Annotated in this window: 26 protein-coding genes; 14 read left to right on the forward strand and 12 right to left on the reverse strand. The window is 53.5% G+C overall.

The genetic code is table 11. The features are described from left to right. Positions 1-2 precede the first annotated feature (2 nt). A complete protein-coding gene (locus tag A11S_RS03655; RefSeq protein WP_015467145.1) occupies positions 3-497 on the forward strand; it encodes a tellurite resistance TerB family protein in 495 nt (164 codons plus the stop codon). Positions 498-504: 7 nt separating this feature from the next. Here A11S_RS03655 and A11S_RS03660 read toward each other — a convergent pair whose 3' ends face one another. From A11S_RS03660 to A11S_RS03670, 3 genes are all read right to left on the reverse strand, one after another. After that, entirely contained in the window at positions 505-996 is a 492-nt protein-coding gene (locus A11S_RS03660; protein ID WP_015467146.1) for a hypothetical protein, read from the reverse strand. Between the two features lie 236 nt (positions 997-1,232). Then, positions 1,233-3,017 carry an AMP-binding protein gene (locus A11S_RS03665; RefSeq protein ID WP_235068146.1) on the reverse strand — a complete coding sequence of 595 codons (1,785 nt, stop codon included), beginning with the start codon at positions 3,015-3,017 and terminating at the stop codon, positions 1,233-1,235. Positions 3,018-3,144: 127 nt separating this feature from the next. Beyond that, entirely contained in the window at positions 3,145-5,301 is a 2,157-nt protein-coding gene (locus A11S_RS03670; protein ID WP_015467148.1) for an ATP-binding protein, read from the reverse strand. A 202-nt stretch (positions 5,302-5,503) separates the two neighbouring features. Between A11S_RS03670 and A11S_RS03675 the strand changes: the two genes are divergently transcribed. From A11S_RS03675 to A11S_RS03690, 4 genes are all read left to right on the forward strand, one after another. Further along, positions 5,504-6,676, forward strand: a complete 1,173-nt coding sequence (locus A11S_RS03675) for an acetyl-CoA C-acyltransferase (protein WP_015467149.1) — start codon at positions 5,504-5,506, stop codon at positions 6,674-6,676. 87 nt (positions 6,677-6,763) lie between these two features. Then, on the forward strand, positions 6,764-6,934 hold the full coding sequence (locus A11S_RS11770; protein WP_041802409.1) for a DUF1328 domain-containing protein: 171 nt from the start codon (positions 6,764-6,766) through the stop codon (positions 6,932-6,934). 79 nt (positions 6,935-7,013) lie between these two features. Next, positions 7,014-8,153 (forward strand): acyl-CoA dehydrogenase family protein, encoded by a 1,140-nt coding sequence (locus tag A11S_RS03685; RefSeq protein ID WP_015467150.1) that lies wholly within the window; start codon positions 7,014-7,016, stop codon positions 8,151-8,153. Next, positions 8,153-8,905, forward strand: coding sequence for an SDR family NAD(P)-dependent oxidoreductase (locus A11S_RS03690; RefSeq protein ID WP_015467151.1), 753 nt, complete (start codon positions 8,153-8,155; stop codon positions 8,903-8,905). The genes A11S_RS03685 and A11S_RS03690 overlap by 1 nt, the downstream gene beginning before the upstream one ends. Before the next feature lie 54 nt (positions 8,906-8,959). Here the strand turns inward: A11S_RS03690 and A11S_RS03695 are convergent, their stop codons facing one another. The 3 genes from A11S_RS03695 to A11S_RS03705 form a co-directional block, all read right to left on the reverse strand. After that, positions 8,960-9,430: a hypothetical protein gene (locus A11S_RS03695; RefSeq protein WP_015467152.1), complete on the reverse strand. Its 471-nt coding sequence runs from the start codon at positions 9,428-9,430 to the stop codon at positions 8,960-8,962. A gap of 43 nt (positions 9,431-9,473) precedes the next feature. Next, the gene (locus A11S_RS03700; RefSeq protein ID WP_235068150.1) at positions 9,474-9,812 is read right to left on the reverse strand and encodes a hypothetical protein; all 339 of its coding nucleotides are present in this window, start codon (positions 9,810-9,812) and stop codon (positions 9,474-9,476) included. 117 nt (positions 9,813-9,929) lie between these two features. Next, positions 9,930-10,388 (reverse strand): hypothetical protein, encoded by a 459-nt coding sequence (locus tag A11S_RS03705; protein WP_015467154.1) that lies wholly within the window; start codon positions 10,386-10,388, stop codon positions 9,930-9,932. A gap of 151 nt (positions 10,389-10,539) precedes the next feature. Between A11S_RS03705 and prpB the strand changes: the two genes are divergently transcribed. Together prpB and A11S_RS03715 are read left to right on the forward strand one after the other, a co-directional pair. Next, positions 10,540-11,403, forward strand: coding sequence for a methylisocitrate lyase (prpB, locus tag A11S_RS03710; RefSeq protein ID WP_015467155.1), 864 nt, complete (start codon positions 10,540-10,542; stop codon positions 11,401-11,403). Next, entirely contained in the window at positions 11,404-11,784 is a 381-nt protein-coding gene (locus A11S_RS03715; RefSeq protein WP_041802411.1) for a hypothetical protein, read from the forward strand. It abuts the gene before it with no gap. A gap of 33 nt (positions 11,785-11,817) precedes the next feature. Here the strand turns inward: A11S_RS03715 and A11S_RS03720 are convergent, their stop codons facing one another. After that, the gene (locus A11S_RS03720; protein WP_015467157.1) at positions 11,818-12,324 is read right to left on the reverse strand and encodes a hypothetical protein; all 507 of its coding nucleotides are present in this window, start codon (positions 12,322-12,324) and stop codon (positions 11,818-11,820) included. Between the two features lie 168 nt (positions 12,325-12,492). Here A11S_RS03720 and prpC point away from each other — a divergent pair, with 168 nt between their 5' ends. The 5 genes from prpC to A11S_RS03745 all read left to right on the forward strand — a co-directional run bounded on the left by prpC (position 12,493) and on the right by A11S_RS03745 (position 17,082). Continuing rightward, positions 12,493-13,629: a bifunctional 2-methylcitrate synthase/citrate synthase gene (gene prpC, locus A11S_RS03725; protein ID WP_015467158.1), complete on the forward strand. Its 1,137-nt coding sequence runs from the start codon at positions 12,493-12,495 to the stop codon at positions 13,627-13,629. A gap of 64 nt (positions 13,630-13,693) precedes the next feature. Further along, positions 13,694-13,984 (forward strand): GIY-YIG nuclease family protein, encoded by a 291-nt coding sequence (locus A11S_RS03730; RefSeq protein WP_041802920.1) that lies wholly within the window; start codon positions 13,694-13,696, stop codon positions 13,982-13,984. A gap of 234 nt (positions 13,985-14,218) precedes the next feature. Then, complete coding sequence (locus tag A11S_RS03735; RefSeq protein ID WP_015467160.1) at positions 14,219-14,842, forward strand: MarC family protein; 624 nt, start codon at positions 14,219-14,221, stop codon at positions 14,840-14,842. Between the two features lie 24 nt (positions 14,843-14,866). Continuing rightward, the gene (locus A11S_RS03740; protein WP_015467161.1) at positions 14,867-16,285 is read left to right on the forward strand and encodes a bifunctional 2-methylcitrate dehydratase/aconitate hydratase; all 1,419 of its coding nucleotides are present in this window, start codon (positions 14,867-14,869) and stop codon (positions 16,283-16,285) included. Continuing rightward, on the forward strand, positions 16,282-17,082 hold the full coding sequence (locus tag A11S_RS03745; protein ID WP_148285094.1) for a DUF4393 domain-containing protein: 801 nt from the start codon (positions 16,282-16,284) through the stop codon (positions 17,080-17,082). Before A11S_RS03740 ends, A11S_RS03745 begins: the two co-directional genes overlap by 4 nt. Here A11S_RS03745 and A11S_RS03750 read toward each other — a convergent pair whose 3' ends face one another. Beyond that, complete coding sequence (locus A11S_RS03750; RefSeq protein ID WP_015467163.1) at positions 17,083-17,790, reverse strand: MBL fold metallo-hydrolase; 708 nt, start codon at positions 17,788-17,790, stop codon at positions 17,083-17,085. 224 nt (positions 17,791-18,014) lie between these two features. Here A11S_RS03750 and A11S_RS03755 point away from each other — a divergent pair, with 224 nt between their 5' ends. Further along, the gene (locus A11S_RS03755) at positions 18,015-18,935 is read left to right on the forward strand and encodes a glycerophosphodiester phosphodiesterase (RefSeq protein WP_015467164.1); all 921 of its coding nucleotides are present in this window, start codon (positions 18,015-18,017) and stop codon (positions 18,933-18,935) included. Between the two features lie 7 nt (positions 18,936-18,942). On the opposite strand, the gene A11S_RS03760 is transcribed toward A11S_RS03755, so the two are convergent. After that, positions 18,943-19,599 carry a CPBP family intramembrane glutamic endopeptidase gene (locus A11S_RS03760; RefSeq protein WP_015467165.1) on the reverse strand — a complete coding sequence of 219 codons (657 nt, stop codon included), beginning with the start codon at positions 19,597-19,599 and terminating at the stop codon, positions 18,943-18,945. Next, positions 19,599-20,159, reverse strand: coding sequence for a DUF4402 domain-containing protein (locus A11S_RS03765; protein ID WP_015467166.1), 561 nt, complete (start codon positions 20,157-20,159; stop codon positions 19,599-19,601). Before A11S_RS03765 ends, A11S_RS03760 begins: the two co-directional genes overlap by 1 nt. A gap of 167 nt (positions 20,160-20,326) precedes the next feature. Here A11S_RS03765 and A11S_RS03770 point away from each other — a divergent pair, with 167 nt between their 5' ends. Continuing rightward, on the forward strand, positions 20,327-20,599 hold the full coding sequence (locus A11S_RS03770) for a YgaP family membrane protein (protein WP_015467167.1): 273 nt from the start codon (positions 20,327-20,329) through the stop codon (positions 20,597-20,599). A gap of 37 nt (positions 20,600-20,636) precedes the next feature. On the opposite strand, the gene A11S_RS03775 is transcribed toward A11S_RS03770, so the two are convergent. Together A11S_RS03775 and A11S_RS03780 are read right to left on the reverse strand one after the other, a co-directional pair. Then, positions 20,637-21,758: a beta-ketoacyl-ACP synthase III gene (locus A11S_RS03775; RefSeq protein WP_015467168.1), complete on the reverse strand. Its 1,122-nt coding sequence runs from the start codon at positions 21,756-21,758 to the stop codon at positions 20,637-20,639. Between the two features lie 89 nt (positions 21,759-21,847). Then, the gene (locus A11S_RS03780; protein ID WP_015467169.1) at positions 21,848-22,309 is read right to left on the reverse strand and encodes an EndoU domain-containing protein; all 462 of its coding nucleotides are present in this window, start codon (positions 22,307-22,309) and stop codon (positions 21,848-21,850) included. Positions 22,310-22,312 lie beyond the last annotated feature (3 nt).

Genomic DNA, 22,312 nt, shown 5'->3' on the forward strand with positions numbered 1-22,312 from the left:
CCATGACGGATCAAACACAGGGCCAAGGGCAGGATATGTCGGACAGCCGCTTCCACATGTGGCGGGCCATTTTCGCGATGGCCCACGCCGATTCCGTCGTGACGAACGAAGAACGCGCGTTCATGTACAAAATTCTGACGGAAGAACCGCTCTCCGCTATTCAGCGCGCGCAGTTGGAACGTGATATTTCCGCACCACAATCCATCCCCGATATGTTTGCAAAAATTACAGATCCGGACGATCGGAGCCAGTTTTTCTACTTCGCCCGCATGTTGGTCTGGACCGATGGTGATTTTGGGGCGCAGGAACAAAAGATCCTGCTGGAACTGAACAAGGCCCACGTCAAAATGACGGACATGGATTCCTTCACCGGCGATATGGCGTTTGAACTGGATGAAGAAGACAAAATGAACATCCTGTTCGACCACACAGCGGTCGAAGAAGGGGCGCAGGGCGGATTGCTCGGCGCGTTCTATCGTCGGTTCAGGAAGAAGTAAAAAAACCTTACGGGAATGCCCGAACCCCGTCATGCCGTGTATAGGCAATGTTGGTGGGTGGTTCGTTGAGTGGATTGCCCGGATAGGCCGATCCATCAAATTTCAATGCGACTTGTCGCGCGGGTTCCCATGATTGACCGCGGACTTCGATCACAATATCACGCCATCCGTTGTTTTGTGTTTCCGCGACCAGAATGGGGCCGCGAATGGGCATGATGTTGCTGATGGGGGTGAAGGTTTCGTTATCAGCCTTCATCACGATCATGCTGCATCCGGAAATGCTACACCAGTAATTGTGCGGGCCTTTCATCATCACCAACGCATCCCGGCGTCCATCATTATCCAGGTCAACGCGCAGAAAATCATATTGGCTAAACGCCGGGCCGCGGCCCGATTTGATCATGCTGGCGATGGATTGTTCCAAAGCCTTGTCACTGGGGTCTTTTGGGGCCAGGAAATCCGGCATCGGCGTCAGCGGACCGTCGGGAAGGGCGGCCATTTCGGGCGAAGATCCGCATCCTGCCAAAGACAGGGCCAACGTTGCAACAATGACAGGAATGAAACGACGCAAATGCACAGACCTTGCGAAAGAAGCAGGGGGGAAAGATCCCCGCCGCCCCGAATCTGATCACCGGGGACAAGCGGGGTTTGATAGGCGATTGTCCAAGGCCGCGTTCGATTTGGCAAGGGTTTGCCCCGCAATGGCGTCATTGGCATGTGGACAAAATTGGGGGCTTATGACGGGCTTGAGGGAGATGGGGGTTGGGCCTGTACTTTTTGGGCCTCTTCATCCTCAAGCTTTTTCCAATCTGGTTTTCCGACAACGGTTTTGGGAAGCTCTTCGGTCCGGGTTTCGAAATAACGGGGAATTTCCATGGCGTGCAATTTATCGGCCAGGAAGGTGCGCCATTGTTCGGCGGTGGGTTTGTCGGTTGCATCGTCCTTGTACCGGATAAAGGCTTTGACCGATTCCTTCACCGTGCCCTTGTTGACGCCAATCACAACACATTCCGCAACGGATGGATGGGTATAAAGCGCCTGTTCCACCATGTTCGGGTAAACCTTGAACCCATTGATGGCCAGCATCCGTTTCAGGCGATCGGTGATAAACACATAACCATGGTCGTCGATGTGGCCAATATCACCGGTACGGAAAAACCCATCGCGTGTCATGGTTTTTCGTGTTTCGTCGGGTTTGTTCCAATATCCGCGCATAACCTGTGGCCCGCGAATACAAATTTCCCCGGTGGTTCCAGTGGGGAGTGATATATCAGGGTTTTCCGGGTCGACGATTTTGATTTCCGTGCGCGGCAAAGGTTGGCCGACGCTGGCGGGATGATCTTCGCCGCAGGGTGGGTGGCTTGTGGCCACAGGGCTGGTTTCCGACAGGCCATAGCCCTGATAGACACCACAGCCGGTGGCTTTTTCAAACGCGGCTTTAACATCGGGGGGCAGGGCGGCACCGCCGGAAATGACGGCCCGGATGCTTTTCAAATTGTAATATTCCAGATCTTTGTGCGCGACGATCCCCTGTAACATGCGGGGCACAGCGGGGAATACGGTGGGGCGATGTTTATGAATGGCCTCCAGCGTTGCGGTCATGTCACGCGGGTTGGGCAGGATGATCAGTTCCGATCCCGTGGCCATGGCGTTGATCAATCCAACGGTCAGGCCAAAGATGTGAAAGAATGGAATGCTGACCAAAAATTTTTCGCGGCCCATTTGAATCAGGGCCGGGTCATGGTCCCGGTCCGGACGGGCGCCAAACATTTCTTCGATCTGCTTCACATTCGCGGCGATGTTGAAGTGAGAGAGCATCGCACCCTTTGGCGTTCCAGTGGTTCCACCCGTATATTGCAACAAGGCGATATCATTCGGATGAATATTCACCGGGTATGGTTTGATGCCGTATAAGCCTAAATCGCTGAACGTGCGGATGGCCGGGCTGCTGCGGTCGGGGCTGAAAACATCTTTGCGTTTAAAGAAGCGGAATAAAATGGATTTAAACGTCGGCAACATATCCGCCATGGGACAGACGATCAGCTTTTTCAACGATCCGTCTTTGATCAAGTCCGGTGCGCTGTTTTTGGCATCGCCATATTGTTTTAAATCCAGCGCCACCATCACTTCGGTGCCGCTGTCCGCGATTTGTTTGCGCAATTCGTCGGCGGTGTACAGGGGGCTGAAATTTACAATCGTCGCACCCAGTTTCAACGCCGCAAACATCATCACCGGATAAAATGGCGTGTTCGGCATGTATAATCCGACACGGGTACATTTGCCGACGCCTTGTTGTTGCAATCCGGCGGCGGTGCGATCGACCATCTGGCCAAATTCGCGATAGGTGATGTGTTTGCCCATGAAATTGATAAAGGGGCGATTGGTATAACGGTGCAGGGCCTGGTTCAGGGCGTCCACCAAAGTGATCCGCGGGATGGCTGCGTCCCATTGTGCGCCCGGCGCATAATGTTCCGACGGCGGAGCAATGCTCCGCGTGGTGCGAGAATTCTTCTCTGTCATAACGATCCCTGTCTGTTCGATCCGCTCTTTTAAGGCCAGGCGGTATGGAATCTGCATAACAGTCTGTTTTTATACTGTAAACCCACCTCCAATGTTGCGGATGCACAGTATAAATAGATCTTTCGACCTAGTATCCCGCGGCATGCGGGCGTGTCATATAGGCCTGAAAGGCCCCGATGCTTTCATTAAACAGGGTCAGCAGCCTGTGGATAACGTCAATCGGTGGCGTGACGCCACCGCGGATTGGATCGGATTGTTCGTCCAAAAGCTGGCGGCAATATTGGGCCAGACGGCTCAGCCCGAAATTGCCGGCCACACCGGTCATGGAATGCAAGTCACCGCGCGGGATCGATCCCGATTCTTCCAGAGTCGTCAGGATTCGTTCAGCATCCAAAATAAAATCGTGGAAGAGTTTAAGAAGCTGGTCATCACCGATATAGCTTGAAAACTGCTCCACTTGCTCCGCGTTGAGAAGGGGAATGGGCAGCAAATCATTGGCAATGACGGGCGGTGTAACAAACGGGTCATCCGTTCCGAGGCCCAAAACGGAATCGATGGTTTTATAAAGTTTCAGGGCATCCACCGGTTTGACCAGGCATTCATCCATTCCGGCTTCCAGGCAGGCCTTCATCTCCTCGGGCAGGGCGTGCGCGGTTAAGGCCACGATGGGCAGATCCATGGCCGACAACCCCAGCTCTTCGCGAATGACCGTGGTGGCCTCGATCCCGCTCATTCCGGGCATTTGAATATCCATCAGGATCATGTCGTATGGCCTGGATTTCACGGCCTCGATCGCGGCATAGCCGTTATCGACGATGTCAAAGCTGTATCCACCTTTTCGAAGTTGGGCGGAGACCAAAGCCTGGTTCATCGGGATGTCTTCGGCGATCAGGATATGGGCTTTTTCAAGCTGTTGTGTCGTGGCCTGTTCGGGTTCAGGGGTGTTGCTGACCGGGATAATCCCATCGGCCACCAATGTGGGCAGCGTGACGGTAAAGGTTGTGCCTTTTCCCTGTTCGCTGTTCACCGTGATTTTCCCATCCATCTGGGTCATCAGGTTCAGTGCGATACTCAACCCCAGGCCAGTGCCGCCGAAATTGCGCGTGATGGATGTGTCCGCCTGTTCAAAGGCTTCGAAAATGACTTTTAACTTATCTTCGGCAATCCCGATCCCCGTATCGGTGACAGAAATGGTCAGCATTTCATTCTGTTCGTTTATCGGGCTGGAATGCAAAGCCAGCCGGACCGATCCCGATTGCGTGAATTTCAAGGCGTTGGACAGAAGGTTCATGACCACCTGACGCAGGCGTAATTCGTCATTGACGATATATTCCGGAACGTTCGGCCCAATCACCATGTGCAGTTCCAGGCTTTTGCGATCCGCATCCGGTTGCACCAGATCGATACAGCTTTCCATCAAACTGCGAATGTTAAACGTGTGTTTGACGATTTTCATTTTTCCGGCCTCGATCTTCGAAAAATCGAGGATGTCATCAACCAGCAGGATCATAGAAGACACGGCGGAATGAATTTGTTTCAGGTAATAATCCTGCGTTTCATCCAGTTTTGTCTTGCGCAACAGCTCGCTGAACCCGAAAACCCCGTTGATGGGGGTGCGAATTTCATGGCTCATTTTGGCCAGAAACAGGGACTTGGCTTTTGTGGCTTCTTCGGCGCGTTTTTCGCTGGCGGCCAAATCGTCGACCAGTTCATGGCGGCGTAAATCCTGTAACATGATGAGGCCGAAAACAAAGGTCCAGAACGCCGTGGTCATGTACAAGGCCTGAATAACGCCAGATGCGATAATTTCTCTGGCGGAAAAAGGCATCAGGAAAAAGACAGACAATGTGATGATTGGCGATACGATGGAGAACAGCAGGATATTCAGAACACCAATCCGTTGATTGTTTTGGTCCAGCCATGCGCGATAGGCCAGGCCGCAACCAACCGAAATCCACATACCCATGATCGCGGTGGGAACCCCCAGCCCGCCAAAATAAGCCCGCGTGGCCGATGTGATGAGGGCGGCAATCGCCGCCGGAATCGGGCCGACAAAGAAGGCGCAGATGGCCAGAATGGCATTCCGCGCATCCAGAACCACTTCGCTGGAATAACGAACCGCCATGGCAATCATCAACGAGGCCAGGCACCCGAAAACAATGCCGACGATAATTTTGCGGCGCGCTGTGTTCTGTGACCGGGACCAGTCTTCGGCCAGCCCGAACAGCGCAAAGATCCCGACCGTGATCAGGAAATGTTCGGCAATGGTTTGGAGCGAGGTCACGCTGTCCGTCGGGAAAAGAAAAGTTTTACTGTGCATCTGAATACGGTTGACTATATCTTGGGCTGAAAATCAGGGCATATTACCCCCCTTTGGGGCGAGGGCGAGTCTTTATTTTCCATTTTCCCGGCTTTTTCCAATGTCTGGACAGAGCGGCTTTCTGGCACTAAAGAATCTAAAGTCTATAAAAACAGGGAGTTATATTATGTCCTCTCAGGCAAACGATCCAATTGTCATTGTTGGTATGGCCCGTACCCCCATGGGTGGATTTCAGGGCGATTTTGCCAATCTGACCGCCCCGGACCTGGGCGCGGCGGCCATTCGTGCGGCATTGCAACGATCCGGCGTGGCGGGCGTGGATGAAGTGATCATGGGCAATGTCCTGTCCGCGGGTCAGGGGCAGGCCCCGGCGCGGCAGGCCTCCATCGGTGCCGGCATTCCGAATTCTGTGGGCTGCACCACCATTAATAAGATGTGTGGATCGGGGTTAAAGGCCGTCATGCTGGCGCATGATCTGATTGCCGCCGGGACCAATGATGTGATGGTTGCGGGCGGTATGGAAAGCATGACCAACGCGCCCTATCTGCTGCCCAAGGCGCGGGGCGGGTACCGCATGGGCCATGGCCAGGTGATCGATCATATGTTCATGGACGGTTTGGAAGACGCCTATGACCGCGGCAAACTGATGGGCGTATTCGCCGAATTGTGCGCCGGTGAATATCAATTCACGCGGGAGGCACAGGACGCGTTTGCCATTGAATCCCTGACCCGTGCGCAGAAGGCCGATTTTGCCGCGGAAATCATTCCCGTGACCGTCAAAGCGGGCAAGGAAGAGAAAGTTATTTCCATCGACGAACAACCCGGCAAAGCGCGCCCGGATAAAATTCCGGGATTGAAACCGGCGTTCAAGCCGGATGGCACCGTCACGGCGGCAAATGCCAGTTCGATTTCCGACGGGGCCGCGGCGCTTGTGTTAATCCGCCGAAGTGCGGCGGAAAAAGGCGGTCATAAAATTCTGGCCACGATCGCCGGGCATTCGACCTTTGCGCATGAACCATCATGGTTCACGACCGCGCCGGTCGGGGCGTTGAAAAAACTGTCCGACAAAACCGGATGGGCGATGAAGGATGTGGATTTGTTTGAAATCAACGAAGCCTTCGCCGTTGTCACCATGGCGGCGATGAAGGATTTGGATTTGCCGCATGACAAGGTGAACGTGCATGGTGGCGCGTGTGCCCTGGGCCACCCGATAGGCGCGTCTGGCGCGCGTGTTCTGGTCACACTGATCGCGGCGTTGGAAAAATATGATCTGAAACGCGGTATGGCGACCCTGTGCATCGGCGGGGGCGAAGCTGTGGCGGTGGCTGTAGAGCGCTGAAAATAAAAGAAAAATATTTAAGCTGGGCAGGGCGTTCATTCGCCTTACCCTTACTATGGACACTTGAACAAGCAAGGGAGGTTCTCCATGCTTCAATATGCTGTCCTTTTTCTGATTCTGGCACTGATTGCGGGCTTCTTTGGATTTAGTGGTGTTGCAACCGTGTCGGTTGGATTTGCGAAAATCCTCTTTCTTCTCTTTGTCGTGCTGTTTGTCCTTTCGGCTGTTTTCGGGCTTATTCGCCGTCCGCATGCCTGAAAAGAATAACCACAATTTTTTGCATGACAGCATGGGATGACGCTTTCGTACCGGGCGGACAGCCTGTACGATTGCGCCCATGTTGACCGAAGAGCAAAAATCTATCCGTGATATGGTGCGGGACCTGGCCCGGGACAAAATTGCCCCGGGTGCGCGCATGCGTGACCAGTTCGCCATGTTTCCACGTGAACAAATTGAATCCATGGCCGAACTGGGCCTGTTGGGAATGCTGATCCCCGATGAATGGGGTGGGGCGGATGCCGGGGTTCTGAATTTCTGTTTGGCGATTGAGGAAATCGCCGCCGCGGATGGGGCGTTGTCCACTATTCTATCGGTGCATTCGTCGCCATCGTCCACCTGTATCCTGAAATACGGCAATGATGAACAGAAGGAACGGTTTTTAAAACCGTTGGCATCCGGGCAATGGATCGGTGGCTTTGCCTTGACCGAACCCGGTGCAGGGTCGGATGCATCGGCCATGAAAACGCGGGCGTACCGTGATGGCGATGATTACGTCATCAACGGGTCCAAGCAATTCATTACATCGGGCAAGAATGGCGATGTCATTATTGTCTTTGCCGTTACTGACCCCGATGCCGGGAAAAAGGGCATGTCTGCCTTTATCGTTCCCACCGATACACCGGGTTATAATGTGACGCGTGTCGAAGAAAAAATGGGCCAGCACGCATCCGACACCTGTGCGCTGAATTTCGATGATATGCGCATCTCCGCCGCCAATCGTTTGGGCGCGGAAGGGCAGGGGTACGCCATTGCGCTCGCCAATCTGGAAGGGGGGCGCTTGGGCATAGCATCGCAATCCGTTGGCATGGCGCGGGCGGCGTATGATGCGGCGTTGTCTTACGCGAAGGACCGGCACAGTTTCGGTCGCGCGTTGATGGATCATCAGGCGGTTGCGTTCAAGCTGGCCGACATGGCAACCCAGATCGAGGCCGCGCGATTGATGATTCACAATGCCGCCCGAATGAAGGATGCAGGTATCGCCTGCACCCGCGAAGCCTGCATGGCGAAATTATTCGCATCCGAAATGGCGGAGAGGGTTGTACATGACGCAATCCAGATCCACGGCGGTTATGGCTATCTGGCCGATTTCCCGTTGGAACGGATTTACCGCGATGTGCGCGTGACAACCATTTACGAAGGCACCAGCGATATTCAACGCATGGTCATCGCCCGCGAGATCGCGAAGGAGAACGCATAATGGATATTCAAAACCAAACGGTCATTATCACCGGCGGTGGGTCGGGTATGGGCGCGGAAACCGCCCGGTCTTTTGCACGGGCCGGGGCCAACGTGGTGTTGTGGGATATGAACCTGCCCGCCGCCGAAGCCGTGGCGAAAGAGATTGGCGGCGTGGCCGTGCAATGCGATGTGACCAATGAAAACAGCGTGAAGGCCGCGATTGAAGAATCCGGATCCCCCCGCGTTCTCATCAATTGCGCGGGCATCTTGCTGGGGAAACGGATCGTCGGGCGGGATGGCCCGGCCGATCTGGATCATTTTATGAAGGTCATTAACGTCAATCTGGTCGGGACCTATAACACTATGCGTCTGGTCGCCGGGGTGATGACGGGGCTGGATCCGGTGAATGATGACGGCGAACGCGGCGTGATTATCAATGCCGCATCCATCGCCGCCTTTGAGGGGCAGATGGGCCAAGTGGCCTACAGCGCGTCCAAGGGCGGTATTGTCGGCATGACACTGCCCGCCGCGCGGGATCTGGGTAAACTGGGCGTGCGGGTGATGGCGATTGCACCGGGCGCGGTGCAAACCCCGATGATCGGCACGATTTCACAGGAATTACAGGATTCCATCGCCGCCAACATCCCATTCCCATCCCGCATGGCGAAACCGGATGAATTTGCGAAACTGGCGTTGCATATCGTGGATAATGCGTACCTGAACGGATCGGTGATCCGGTTGGATGGCGCGTCGCGATTGGCGGCGAAATAAAATAAGAAAAAACCCGGCACAGTGGCCGGGTTTTTTGTTTTATGGCCTGTCTTTTTACTGCGGGCCGTTCATGTCGTTGCGGACCGCTTCGCGTTTTTTCTTATAGCTTGTGTGCACTAAGGCACCGGCGCCGGCCAGAGCGGCGAAAAGCCCTAGCAATCCACAGATGCGAGTCACAGCCAAGACCGTGCCGTGTCCGGCTTTTTGTCTTTCCCATGTATCCTGGGCACATTTGGCCAATAACGGATCTTGCGGATCAACCCAGATTTTCACGGGAGCTTCTACGGTTTCTTTGTCACTGTAATACCATTCCAATTGCCGTTCGGTTTCGCGCGAAACACAACGTTTTTGGTAGTGCGCCCGAATGTCGTCCTGCGTCATGGCTTTCAATCGGTCATGTTCATCTGAAAGCGTATTCTGCGCGCTGATAAATCCCGATCCGGCAATACCAAGGGCTGTCAGCATAAGTGCGCCCGCAACCAGATTGAAGGCCATTTTGATTTTGGGGTTGGGTGTATGTGTCATTTGATTCTCTTTTTTTCGAATAAAGAATTTTTGAATTAAAAAATTACGATGGTTTTGGTTCTTTCTTTTTGCCGCCGCCGAGTGCCAGATAGCCAGCCATTACGCCAAAAGTTAGGCATGCGATTCCGGCAAAAATATTAAAATGGTTGGCGGATTTTGCGACCGCAATGATGGCCTCATGCGTTTTTTGGGGGCATGATTGTACCGATTTTGAATTGGGGTCCGCGGTAATTGTAATCGTGTGTGGTCCGTTGGCCGTAATCGTTTTTACGGATGTTTCAAACGCCTTTCTGGCTTCGCGTTGAAGGCACAGATCGGCGTAATGGGTCTGGATCGCTTCATCAGACAGGTTTTTCTTTTTTTCCAGGGCTTCTGTGCTCATTTTAACGGAAATTGGTGTTGTTGCGCTTGCGATCAGAAAGCTCACACTCAATACACCCATGATACAGCGGCCGGGTTTGTTTAAATCGTTCGGCATTTAAAATTCCTTTTTAAAAAATTAAGGCTTGGGCGCATTCAAACGGCGGGAACGCCAGACCATCCCGCCAAAGGCGTACAGGCCAACCATGCCGCCGAACAAAACCATGGATTTGTTGATGCTCAAGGCTGTTGCCGCATTTTTTACGGCCCGCGCGTGTTCGTGTTCGGCGCAATTTTTAACCGGAGTGGAATGCGGTTGAACTGGCACGTCGAAGCGTACGATCTGGTCTTGGTCGCCGGCTTCTATTGTATAGGCCCGTTCCCAAACAACATTAAATGCATTACGGCGAACGCACAGGTTCTTGTATGTGGTGTGCGCCTGTTCCGGGGACATGGATTTCAATGCGCTGTGGGTTGCATTCCGATCACTGATCATTGCGCCGTTATAGGCGGCAACCGCCGCACCAAAAACCAGGGCCAAGCCGAGGGCTTTGTTGCTGCGCAAATACCAGGGGAGTTTGGGTGTTTTGTTTGTCATGGTAAACCGTCCCATTTTTAATAATTTGGCGGAGAATAGGCCTCCTTTCATAATCTGTCAAAAAGTGCGGCCCGGGGGCATTTTGGGCTGGTGTTTACCTTTGAAACGCCTATTCTTTCAATGAATTAGCCGTATGTGTAGGAGTATTGCCATGACCCCGTCCCAAGCCTTTAAATCCGCCATTGCCGCCGAAAAACCGTTGCAGATCGTGGGGGCCATCAATGCCTATTCCGCTTTGTTGGCGCGGGACGCGGGGTTTAAGGCGATCTATCTCTCCGGTGCCGGGGTGGCGAATGCGTCGTTTGGTTTGCCGGATCTGGCGGTGACAACATTGAATGATGTGGTGGAGGATGCGCGGCGCATTACGGGCCGCGTCGATCTGCCGTTGTTGGTGGATATTGATACCGGATGGGGCGGGGCATTTAACATTGCCCGCACCGCGCGCGAATTTGAACGCGCCGGTGTCGCCTGTGTACATATCGAGGATCAGGTCGCGCAAAAACGCTGTGGCCACCGTCCGGGCAAGGAACTGGTCGATAAATTTGAAATGGGTGACCGGGTGAAGGCCGCGGTGGATGCGCGGTCTGACCTGCTGATCATGGCGCGGACCGATGCGCTGGCGGGTGAGGGGCTGGACGGTGTTATTGAACGCTGCGTTCATTACGTTGAATGCGGGGCCGATATGATTTTCGCCGAGGCCATGACCGATTTGTCGCATTACAAGAAAATCAAAGATGCGGTGAAGGTTCCGGTGCTGGCCAACCTGACCGAATTTGGCAAAACGGATTATTACACCACTGCGCAAATGGCCGATGCGGGTGTGGATATGACGCTATACCCCTTAAGCGCCTTCCGCGCCATGTCTCGTGCGGCGGAAATGGTCTATGCCACCATTCGCAAGGACGGAACGCAGAAAGACGCCGTTCCATCCATGCAAACGCGCGAAGAATTGTACAAAACTCTTGATTATTATGCGTATGAAGAAAAGTTGGATGCGCTGTTCGGGAAGAAATAAATGAAACATATTGTTCTCGCGTTTTTGTTAAGTGTCGGTTTTTCAGGGATGGCCCAGGCCGCAACCTGTATGACCGGGGATCCGTTCCCGTTCAAAACGCAATACGCGCTGGATGAATGCCCGGCGGATATTCAAGCCTTGCTCAATCGCATGAATGCATGCGCCCATTTTGCCGGGGAAGAGGCGTATGATGCCGACCGGAAAGTGCAGATTGATGCGGCAATGGCCGAAAACCAGTGTGAAAAATTAGGGTGCGATTTCCAAAAGGTTTTTGAAACGCACGAAGGCGACATTGTTTATACGGGTATTTTGTTCGAATATGCCCGTGTGGTGTATGGCAGTGACGAAGCCGTTCCCGAATGTGCGGCTGAAATAAAATAAAGAAAAACCCCGGTTTGTCCGGGGTTTTCTGTTTCACGGGTGGGGCGCGCCGACCTGCTGGGCCTTCACGCGGATTTTGGCAACATTCAAGGCCATGCGTGCATCGTTCAGGGCTTCATGGATTGCCTGCCGTGTTTCATATGGTGCGGGTTGGGGTGACCCGTTGCATGCGGCGTTTGTTTTTGTGAAAACGTCCAGATAATCCTCTGCCTGTTTCAGAAGTTTCAGGTTTTCCGGTGTGGCGTCGAACGGTTGTTCCAACCACCGCGTAATGGCATTCGTCATACGGATTGTTGTGTATGCTGTGCAGGGATAAACGACAACGGTTGCCGGGCCATTTTCCATTTCGGATGGAACGGCATATTCCACAATACCGGTGGTCGGGTTGATGGATAATGTCCCAAGCGCCAGTCCGTCGGTGTTGAATGTGTGGGCCTGCGGCGGGGTGGGGGCCGTTTCGATTTGTTGTGGCGCGGGTGCAATAGCGGCGCAGCCGGAAAAGATCAGCGACAAGCCCAGAAGAGCGGCTTTATTTTTCATGATAACGGGTTCCTACACTGTTCGGTTTAATCGGACAATAGTTGACATAAATTCATTGTGCAAGCCTTTTAAAACCCGTTGAAAAACCTTGGGTTTTTGTGCGCTGAACAAAGACTTTCGCCCGCGCACCTGCTACAGAATCGGGATGCTAACAGTGAGGATAAAAAGATGACAAACGCAGCCGTAAAACCCGCCCCGAAAAAGACAGGCGGCCTGGCCGGTGTTGTGGCCGGTGAAACCAAAATTTCCGCCGCCGGTGGGGCGCACACGCTCGAATATCGTGGCTATTCCATTTACGAATTGGCCGAACATGCGGAGTTTGAAGAGGTCGCGTACCTTCTGGTGTACGGTGAATTGCCGAACGCAAAACAATTAGCGGATTACAAGGCGCGTTTGAGATCGTTCCGCGACATTCCGCAATCGTTGAAAGAGGTGTTGGAGCGTATCCCGGCCACCGCGCACCCGATGGATGTGATGCGCACGGCGACCTCCTTCCTCGGCAATATCGAGATTGAGGACGCAACCCGCGACCAATACCATGTCACCGACCGTTTGCTGGGTATTTATCCGGCGGTGCTGTGTTACTGGTGGCACTTTGCCCAGAATGGCAAGCGCATTGATTGCAACAGCGCGGGCGAGGGGATTGCCGACCATTTCCTGATGCTGCTGCATGGTCGCGCGCCATCCGCCCTGCATCACAAGGCGATGAATGTGTCGCTGATCCTGTATGCAGAACATGAATTTAATGCGTCCACCTTTACCGCGCGCATCATCACATCGACCAAGTCGGATCTGTATTCGGCGGTGACCGGGGCCATTGGGGCCTTGCGCGGCCCATTGCATGGCGGCGCGAACGAAGCGGCCATGGAATTGATCGAAAAATTCGATAGTCCCGATGCGGCGGTGGCCGGTGTCAAACAAATGATGGCGAACAAGGACCTGATTATGGGCTTTGGCCACCGTGTGTATACCGAGGCCGACCCGCGCAACGTCGTGATTAAATCATGGGCGAAGAAACTGGCCGATGATGCGGGCAATACGGTTTTGTACCCCGTATCCGAAGCCATCGAAAAATTGATGTGGGATGAAAAACACCTGTTCCCGAACCTCGATTTCTATTCGGCGTCGTCCTATCACTTCATGGGTGTGCCCACCCCGATGTTCACGCCGATTTTCGTGATGTCCCGCGTGTCCGGTTGGGCTGCGCATATCATGGAACAACGCGCCAACAATAAATTGATCCGCCCATCCGCCGATTATACCGGTCCGACGACGCGGACATTCGTGCCAGTAAATCAGCGTTAAAACCAAGCAGCCGTCATCCCGGAAAACGCGTTAGCGTTTATCCGGGATTATTGCCGTGAAATTGATGAAGATATTCTACGTCTACATTTTGGCAAGTAAAAAGGACGGTTTTCTTTATACCGGTCTGACATCCGATTTACCCAAGCGGATATGGGAGCATAAGGAAGGCGTTGCCGAAGGGCATACAAAATCCTATAGCATCAAGCGTCTTGTGTATTACGAAATCCATGACACGTTCGAGCAGGCGGAGATCCGCGAAAAGCGAATTAAGCGATGGCGACGCGAATGGAAAGATCGGTTGGTCGAAGAGCGTAATCCAGAATGGAATGATCTCTATTCCGAAATTTGTAAATAGCACGGCCAAAACCCCGGACAAATCCTTTCGGATTTTCCGGGGTGACGGTGGTGTTTTGTGTTTAAAAGTAAACCCGTCATCCCGGAAAATGCGTCAGCGTTTATCCGGGATTTGTGCCGTGAAGGCACCTGTTAATAAAATGGTGCGCATTGCGCTGAAACGATTGGATAGGCCTTGCGGCCTTCCCGGGTGACGATAAAATGGTTCAATTCGAAATTTTGTCATAGGTTTTGCATGTCACCCGATCTGTTCCTCTCGGCCTTTGTCAGTATGTTCGTTGTGGTCGATCCATTCGGCACGGCGGCGGTGTTTGCCGCTCTGACGAACAAGCTGGACAAGGCGATGCAGAAACGGATCGCGGTGAAGGCGGTGGTGATTGCGGCCATTATCCTGGCCACATTCAGTGTTGTGGGCGAACCGTTATTGCGGCACATGTCCATTTCACTGCCCGCGTTCCGGGTGGCGGGGGGCATTTTACTGTTCGTCACGGCGTTCCGCATGATTATGGGGTTCCACGACCCCGATCAATTGAACTCCGAAAAATCCGCTTATAAAGACCGCAGTGATATCGCTGTCTTCCCGCTGGCCATTCCGCTTCTGTCGGGGCCGGGCTGTATCACCGCCATCGTCATGTTTGCGACATCGTCCAAAAACATGATCGATTACGCCACGGTGATGACGGCGACGGCGTACGTGATGCTGATTGCGCTGGCTTGTTTGTTCTTCGCCGGGTTTTTGGGGCGCATGTTTGGCCCCACGGGCTATGGCATCGTCACCCGCGTCATGGGCATTTTGCTGGCCGCCATGTCGATCCAATTCCTGTCTGATGGGTTCCATCAGCTGTTCAATATTCAATAAAAAAACCTAGAGGGAGTAACCACAATGTCCGCCAACGTCGATTTGAACAACCGCCCCGCACCGGATACCGTCCTGACCGATATCGCCGATTATGTGACGGGGTATCAGGTAAACAGTGATGAGGCGTATCAAACCGCGCGTTATTGCCTGATGGATACGTTGGCGTGTGGCATCCTGGCGTTGAAATTCCCAGCCTGTACCAAAATGCTGGGACCAATTGTGCCGGGGACGGTTGTGCCCAACGCCGTGCGCGTGCCGGGCACGGATCATGCGTTGGACCCGGTGAAGGCCGCGTTTGATATCGGGTGCATGGTGCGCTGGCTGGATTTTAACGATACATGGCTGGCGGCGGAATGGGGGCACCCATCCGATAACCTTGGTGCCATTTTATCGGTTGCGCAATATATGCCGAATATGACGATGCGCGATGTTTTGACCGCGATGATCAAGGCGCATGAGATTCAGGGCTGCCTCGCCCTCGAAAACTCCTTCAACCGTGTCGGGCTGGACCATGTGGTGTTGGTCAAGGTCGCATCAACGGCCGTGGCCACGCAAATGCTGGGCGGGTCGTATGACCAGATCGTCGATGCGCTGTCCCATGCATGGGTGGATGGCCAGGCCCTTCGCACCTATCGCCACGCGCCCAATGCCGGCCCGCGCAAAAGCTGGGCCGCCGGCGATGCCACATCCCGCGCCGTGCGCCTAGGCATGATTGTCGTGCAACAGGGGCAAATTGGTTACCCCGGCGTACTGACCGCGTCGAAATGGGGTTTTTATGATGTGTCGTTCAAGGGGAATGAATTCAAATTCCAACGCCCGTATGGGTCGTATGTGATGGAACAGATTTTGTTCAAAATTTCCTTCCCCGCCGAATTCCACAGCCAAACCGCGGTCGAGGCCGCCGTGCAATTGCACGACCAAGTGAAAGACCGTTTGGATCAGATCGAAAAAATTGTTTTAACAACGCACGAAGCCGCCATCCGCATCATTTCCAAAACCGGCCCGCTGCACAACCCGGCGGACCGCGACCATTGCCTGCAATACATGGTCGCCGTACCGTTGATTAAAGGCAATCTGGTCGCCGAAGATTACGAAGACGATGTCGCCGCCGACCCCCGCATCCAAATGTTGCGCGATAAAATGGAAGTGGTCGAAGACAAACGCTACAGCATCGACTACCACGACCCAGACAAACGCAGCATCGCCAACGCGGTCCAAATTTTCTTCAAGGACGGCACATCCACCGCCAAAATCGAAATCGAATACCCCATCGGCCACCGCCGCCGCCGGGCCGAAGGCATGCCGGTGCTGGAAGCGAAGTTCGAGGCGGCGATCAAAGCGCATTACAGCGCGGATCAGGCGGCGAAGATCATTGGGTTGTTTAAGGATTCAAAAGCGCTGGATGAGATGAGCGTGAAGGAATTTGTGGGGGCGTGGGTGTGACCAATATAAAAAACGGTATTGACGGTCTGGTTAGCGCAATTGATCTTTGCAAAGAGAGTGAGCATGGTGCCGAAGCCATAAATCAGCTCGGAAAATCGGCTGTAACAGTTACAAGGGCTATTAATAATTTTTTACTTCCAATAGCTGCGTTTAACTTTGGTTGCGAGAAGGCTAAGGCCTATTTTTCAGAACGATTTGAATATGATTTTTCAGAGAAGATGAAGAATGTTGATCCTGAAGATGTTATAGAGCCGAAATCTTCTGTCGCGGCTCAGGCTCTGCAAGGGTTGGCCTTTTCTCATGAAGAATCTGAGCTTAAGGAGATGTATCTCTCTTTGTTAGCGTCTGCCTCAAATAAAAAGAGCAGAGGATCTGTGCATCCTTCTTATGTTCAAATCATAAGGGAGATGACTTCGGATGAAGCCAAAATTTTGGCGAGTAGATATGTATTTGGAAGTATCCCCGTTGCGGATATTCATTTGTATAAAGGCACTGGCGGATTTAATACAGTCGCAACCAATGTATCCATGTTGGCGGAGAGTGCGGGATGCGATTTTAAAGATATGGGGCCAACGTATATAGATAATTTGTGCAGATTAGGGGTTTTTGAGATTAAAAGAGATCAACGAATTACAGATGATTCTGCGTATGCTTTTGTTGAAGGTCTGCCCCTTTATAGAGAGTTACAGGAGTTTGTGTCTAAAAATCCTGTTGGGGCAAGGGTTGAATATAAGAAGAAAGTTATGCATCTAACAACTTTAGGGACGTTGTTTATACGGACGTGCATTTCATCGTGATTATAAGAGGATCGTTATTCCCTCCATACTAACAACGATTTTTTGTTTATGCTTCATGCTTATACCTCGTTTGAAGTGCACTTCCGCCTCACCATCCATCAACGGCAAATGCACCAAATAAACCGTCACATCCGGCCATGACGGCAACAAGGCTTCGATCTGCGCCCATGTCGTATGTTCGCGGTTGATGTCCACATCGATCTTGTTGCAATCGTGGATCAGGATGTCGCCATCACGCAGATGGTCGTAAATCGCCTGTACCGGTTCGGTGTCAGCGGAGAAGACGAGGCGGCGGTTGGGGCCATCGGTGGTCAGACCGAAGCATGGGGTGGGGCCGTGATTGACCGGAAAATAGGTCAGGGTGATCGACCCGGCGGTGAGGGTGCCGCCATTGTCGTCCAGTTCATGAAATTCAAACGGGAACATATGCGGGTGGCCGGGCAGGTTCACCGCGTCCAACAACGCTCGTACAGCGCGCAGCGTGGGGGCGTTGCCGTAGAAATGCAGCGGGTGGGTGCGGCGGTTATCGGCCCGGTACAGGCACCCCTTCACCCAGCTTTGATGGATAAAATTGGGCAGGGCGGCGATATGGTCGATATGTTCATGGGTCAGGAAGATATGACCGAGGTCTTCAAAGGCGATCCCGGCGGCGGTCAAGCGCTGGACGCACACCCCGTTGCAGTCGATGAGCAGCCCGTCCCGCGTCATATCGGGGCCGTTTTCCAAAAAAAGTGAGGTATTATGTCGGGTTAGCGAATTTACCGACCCCCCGGTTCCCAGCAAATGACACTTCATATATGGCCCCCCTGAAGCAGCTTTTGACAGGTTATAGCAGAAGAATCTTGCAGCTTGGGGCAAAAACAGCTAAAAAAGCGGACCTTGAATTAACATAATAACAACGCCCCCTCCGGGGTTTCTGGGTAGCGTTTGGGATGACGATCAAAATCATTGGTCACCGTGGGAATGGTCGCACGACCGAAACCCCGTTTGCGCAGGGCAAGGCCCCGCAACAGACCTTGCTGTCCTTTACCCAAGCGATTGCAAACGGGGCGGACGGTGTGGAATTTGATGTGTTCCTGACCCGCGACCAAATCCCCGTTGTGATTGATAAGGATATGGCATTCGGCCATATCATTTCCGAAATGGATTGTGCCGATGTGCGCCGCATTCCATTGCCCATGGGGCAGCATATTCCCACATTGGAAGAAACATTGATCTTGCTGTCCGGGTTGAATGCGACGCGGGCCGACGATGATGATCTGTTCATCAATATTGAATTAAAGGGCCCGAATGTGGTGAAGCCAACGATGAATGTCGTGGACAGTGTCGCCAACCATTATGGGTTAAAGAAAAGTTCAATTTACTACAGCGCAACCGATCGCCAGAAATTGGTGGATGTACGGATCCGCGATGCGTATGCGAATATTCAACCCACCATCCTGACCATGGAATTGTTTGCGCCGGAAAAGGTTCACCAGCCGGGGTATTACGTCAGCCCGCGCACGGCGTATAACAAGGCGGCGTTGGGGGATTTGCGCCAATATATTCGTGACATGGATTGTTGTGCCATTGATGTGCCAACCACCGATATCCGCCCGCAATTGATTGATGTGGCGAATGATCTGGGCGTTGGTTTTTGTACGCATCCGTCGGGTCCGCGCCGTGTCATTGATGCGGGGAAAACCTATAACGCCCTGAGCTTATTGCATGCCTACGCGGTGAGCAGCAGAAAATCAGTCACTTTTAAGGTCGATGATATTGCGGCGGGGCGTGCGGTTGTTCATGCTGTGCAGAAGAAAAAGAGAATGCCCGTTCCGGCATTGGAACATGCGATGGGGACATTGTTTATATAAACAATTCCTATGGTGTTCCCCACGCCGCGCCGCTGTAGAAGAAAATTCCCAGACCCACAGTAAAAATCAAACATCCATACAACGCATGTTCAATGCAGGCGAGCCAGAGCGATTGGTGTTTGGCGTAATCACGCGCGAATAAATATCCGCCAATCACCGTCATGGCCAGCGCGACCCAGTTCAGGAACAGGACGTGCATAAAGCCGAAGGCCAGCGCACTGGCCGCGATGAAACCGCGCCCGCGTCCAAATAACGGCGCATAGCGGTTATACAGGAAGGTGCGGTAAATCATTTCCTGCGGCCAGACGGAGAGCAGGGGGTAGAACACCATGATCTTCACCCATAATGATGGGCGTTCCAGCGGCATGGACAGGAATTGATCCGGCATAAATGCCCATGTCATCCCCGCGATGATCGGGGCGAACAGGATGAAGCGCATCAGCACCGGGCGCAGCCCCGCGCGCAGGCCGGAATCGTTGCGATCCATACCGTGATGTTCGCGCACATAAAGATAGGTGAGGATGGAGCCGATCCACAGCAGGGTCAGCATCAACCCCCGATCCTTGAGCGCGAGAATAAGAAGCGGTGTGCCACCGAACAGGGCCGCAAATTCAAACGCCAGATAGTATTTGGAAGACAGAAGCGAACGCAGCCGGGCCATCATTACAGATAGATAACCGATACGGTAAACGTGCCAGAATAAGACCCCGCCGCTTGCCCGGCATTCACATTCAACGTAGCCCCGATGGGGACCAGAACCGTGGCGTTGGTCATGTTGATGGTTTCCATGGCACCGCCGGCATTGGTGTTGATTTGGAAATTATCAACCTGCATCGTGTTGGCGCCGTTGTACACGGTAACGGTCGGGTCGGTCACGGAAATGACAACGCTGGACCCAACATCGCCGAAAATGCGGATATTTGCTTCGGACGGTGCAGGTGTGGCGACCTGAGTCACGCCGGTATACGTTCCGGTGCCTGCCGTGTTGATCGTAACGCTGCCCGCGCCGCCGGATACGGCGAACGCACCAAAGTTTAAATTCTGCGGTGATGTTAGGGCCAGTGTGCTGGGCATAATGACGGCCTGGGCTTGCAACACGCCCGTGGCCGCGTGGGCGGATGGGGCGGGGCCAACGTGTCCGCCACCCAACACCATTAACGCCGCACCCATGCTGGCCATGCGGGCGGTTTTGGTTTTTGCTGTGGTCTTCGTGTGGCTGTTCATTCCGCTTTGGGCTCCTGCATTCGATTGTACCATGGGTCTGGCCTGTGGCAACAATAGCACCATGGTGTATTCTGTAAATTTAATGGCCAAGGCTTTGTTTTTATTTGGAATGCTGTAGAATCCCCATGGGTTTTAATTTTCAATCATCCACAACCAAGGGGATAAACATGGACGATAATCAAAAAGGGGCCAATTGCCCGATGGGGTTCTGCGCCAATCTGCCGTTGCACCGTAAAATGATGGTGGTGACGGGCAGTTTGTTTTTGCTGATTTTTATTCTGTCGATGTTTGTGTGGGCTCCGCTCGGGTGGCTCAGCCTCTTGCTGGCGGGGGGCATGGTTTATGGCGGACTGACCGGAAATTGCCCGTTGACGCGCATGGTCGAAAAACATTGCTGTGCCAAGGGCGGCGCCTGCAGCACGGATAAGAGCGAAGGCTAAACAAAAAACCCGGCGTGATCGCCGGGTTTTTTTATGCTCAGACTTTGCGCAGGATTACAGACCCCATCGAATATCCCGCCCCGAAGGAGCAGAGGATACCTTGATCACCTGATTTCATATCCGCGTGGTGTTTGTGGAACGCAATCACCGATCCGGCGGAACTGGTGTTGGCGTATTCATCCAGAATAACCGGCGCTTCGCCCGGGTTCGGGTCGCGGCCCAACACTTTTTTGCCAATCAATTCGTTCATGTGCAAATTCGCCTGATGCAGCCACAGGCGTTTCAGGTCGTCGGCCCGGATCTGGTGTTCCTGCATGTGGTCCAAAATCATGTCGGACACCATCGGGATCACTTCTTTGAAAACCTTGCGGCCTTCCTGCACGAACAATTTATCCTTGGCTCCAATCCCGTCCGGTGCGGCGCGGTTCAGGAAGCCGAAATTGTTGCGGATGTTGTTAGAAAATTTTGTGCGCAGGCGCGTGCCGACGATTTCGAACGCGTGCGGGCTGTCCGCGGCGTCTTTACGTTCCAGCAATGTCGCGGTGGCGACATCGCCAAAGATGAAATGGCTGTCGCGATCGCAGAAGTTCAAATGGCCGGAACAGATTTCCGGGTTCACCACCAGAATGGCGCGGGCGTTCCCGGCGCGGATCATATCGGCCGCGGCCTGAATGCCAAACGTGGCGGAAGAACAGGCGACGTTCATGTCAAACCCGAACCCATCAATGCCCAATGCGTCCTGCACCTCAATCGCCATGGCGGGGTACGGGCGTTGCATGTTGGAACAGGCAACCAGAACGGCGTCCACATCCTGCGGTTCACGGCCCGCGCGTTTCAAGGCTTCGCGTGCGGCGGTCACGGCCATTTCGGCCAGAACGGAAATTTGATCGTTCGGGCGTTCCGGAATATTCGGCGTCATGCGCTTCGGATCCAGAATGCCGGCCTTGTCCATCACGTGGCGGGTTTGAATGCCCGATGCCTTCACAATAAATTCCGTGCTGGAATATTGCGCGGCTGGAATTGTTCCGGCTTCGATTTCGGCGGCATGTTCGGCGTTGAACAAATCAACCCATGCGTTGAAGGCGGTGACCAGTTCATCATTGCTGATGGTCTGGGGCGGGGTGAACAATCCGGTTCCGCTGATGACGATGGCGGTCATGATTTTAATCTCTCAAACTGTTATGGAACGCGGCAGTCTAGCCAAAGAATGGCCCGGATCAAGCGAAAAACGCTGTTTTCCGGCCTTTATTACGGGGTGTTATCGTTGGCGGACCGGCGCGGGCACGGGTTTCTGCGGGTGTTCAGGGGGTAGGCGGTGATGACATCATCCCCGTCACGGTCCAGAACGACCCGGACCTTCACCCCGCGGACGGTGTTTTCCCCGACATGGTAGCCGTTATCCTCCTTGCGCCAGTTTTGGTTGTCATTGGCGGTCATGGTGCGAACGGTGTTGATCACATCATCGGCGGACCAGTCGGATGGAAATTCGGATTTGCATGGAACGTTCGCGCCGTATAGGTGCCCGCCACCGTAATGATCACCATACAGGATATGTTGAATGGCAGGCTCGCTGATGTGAATATCCCCGCGCATAAGCCGTTGGTTCGCGGTGTGTGGCGGATCGATGGCCGTGTTGACAATACCAACCACGAACCACGCCATCGCGACCAATGTCGGGATAACGGCCATCACTGCGGTCTTGCGTTTCATGTG

It is taken from the genome of Micavibrio aeruginosavorus EPB (assembly GCF_000348745.1).
In the GTDB taxonomy this organism is placed as follows: Bacteria; Pseudomonadota; Alphaproteobacteria; order Micavibrionales; family Micavibrionaceae; genus Micavibrio; species Micavibrio aeruginosavorus_A.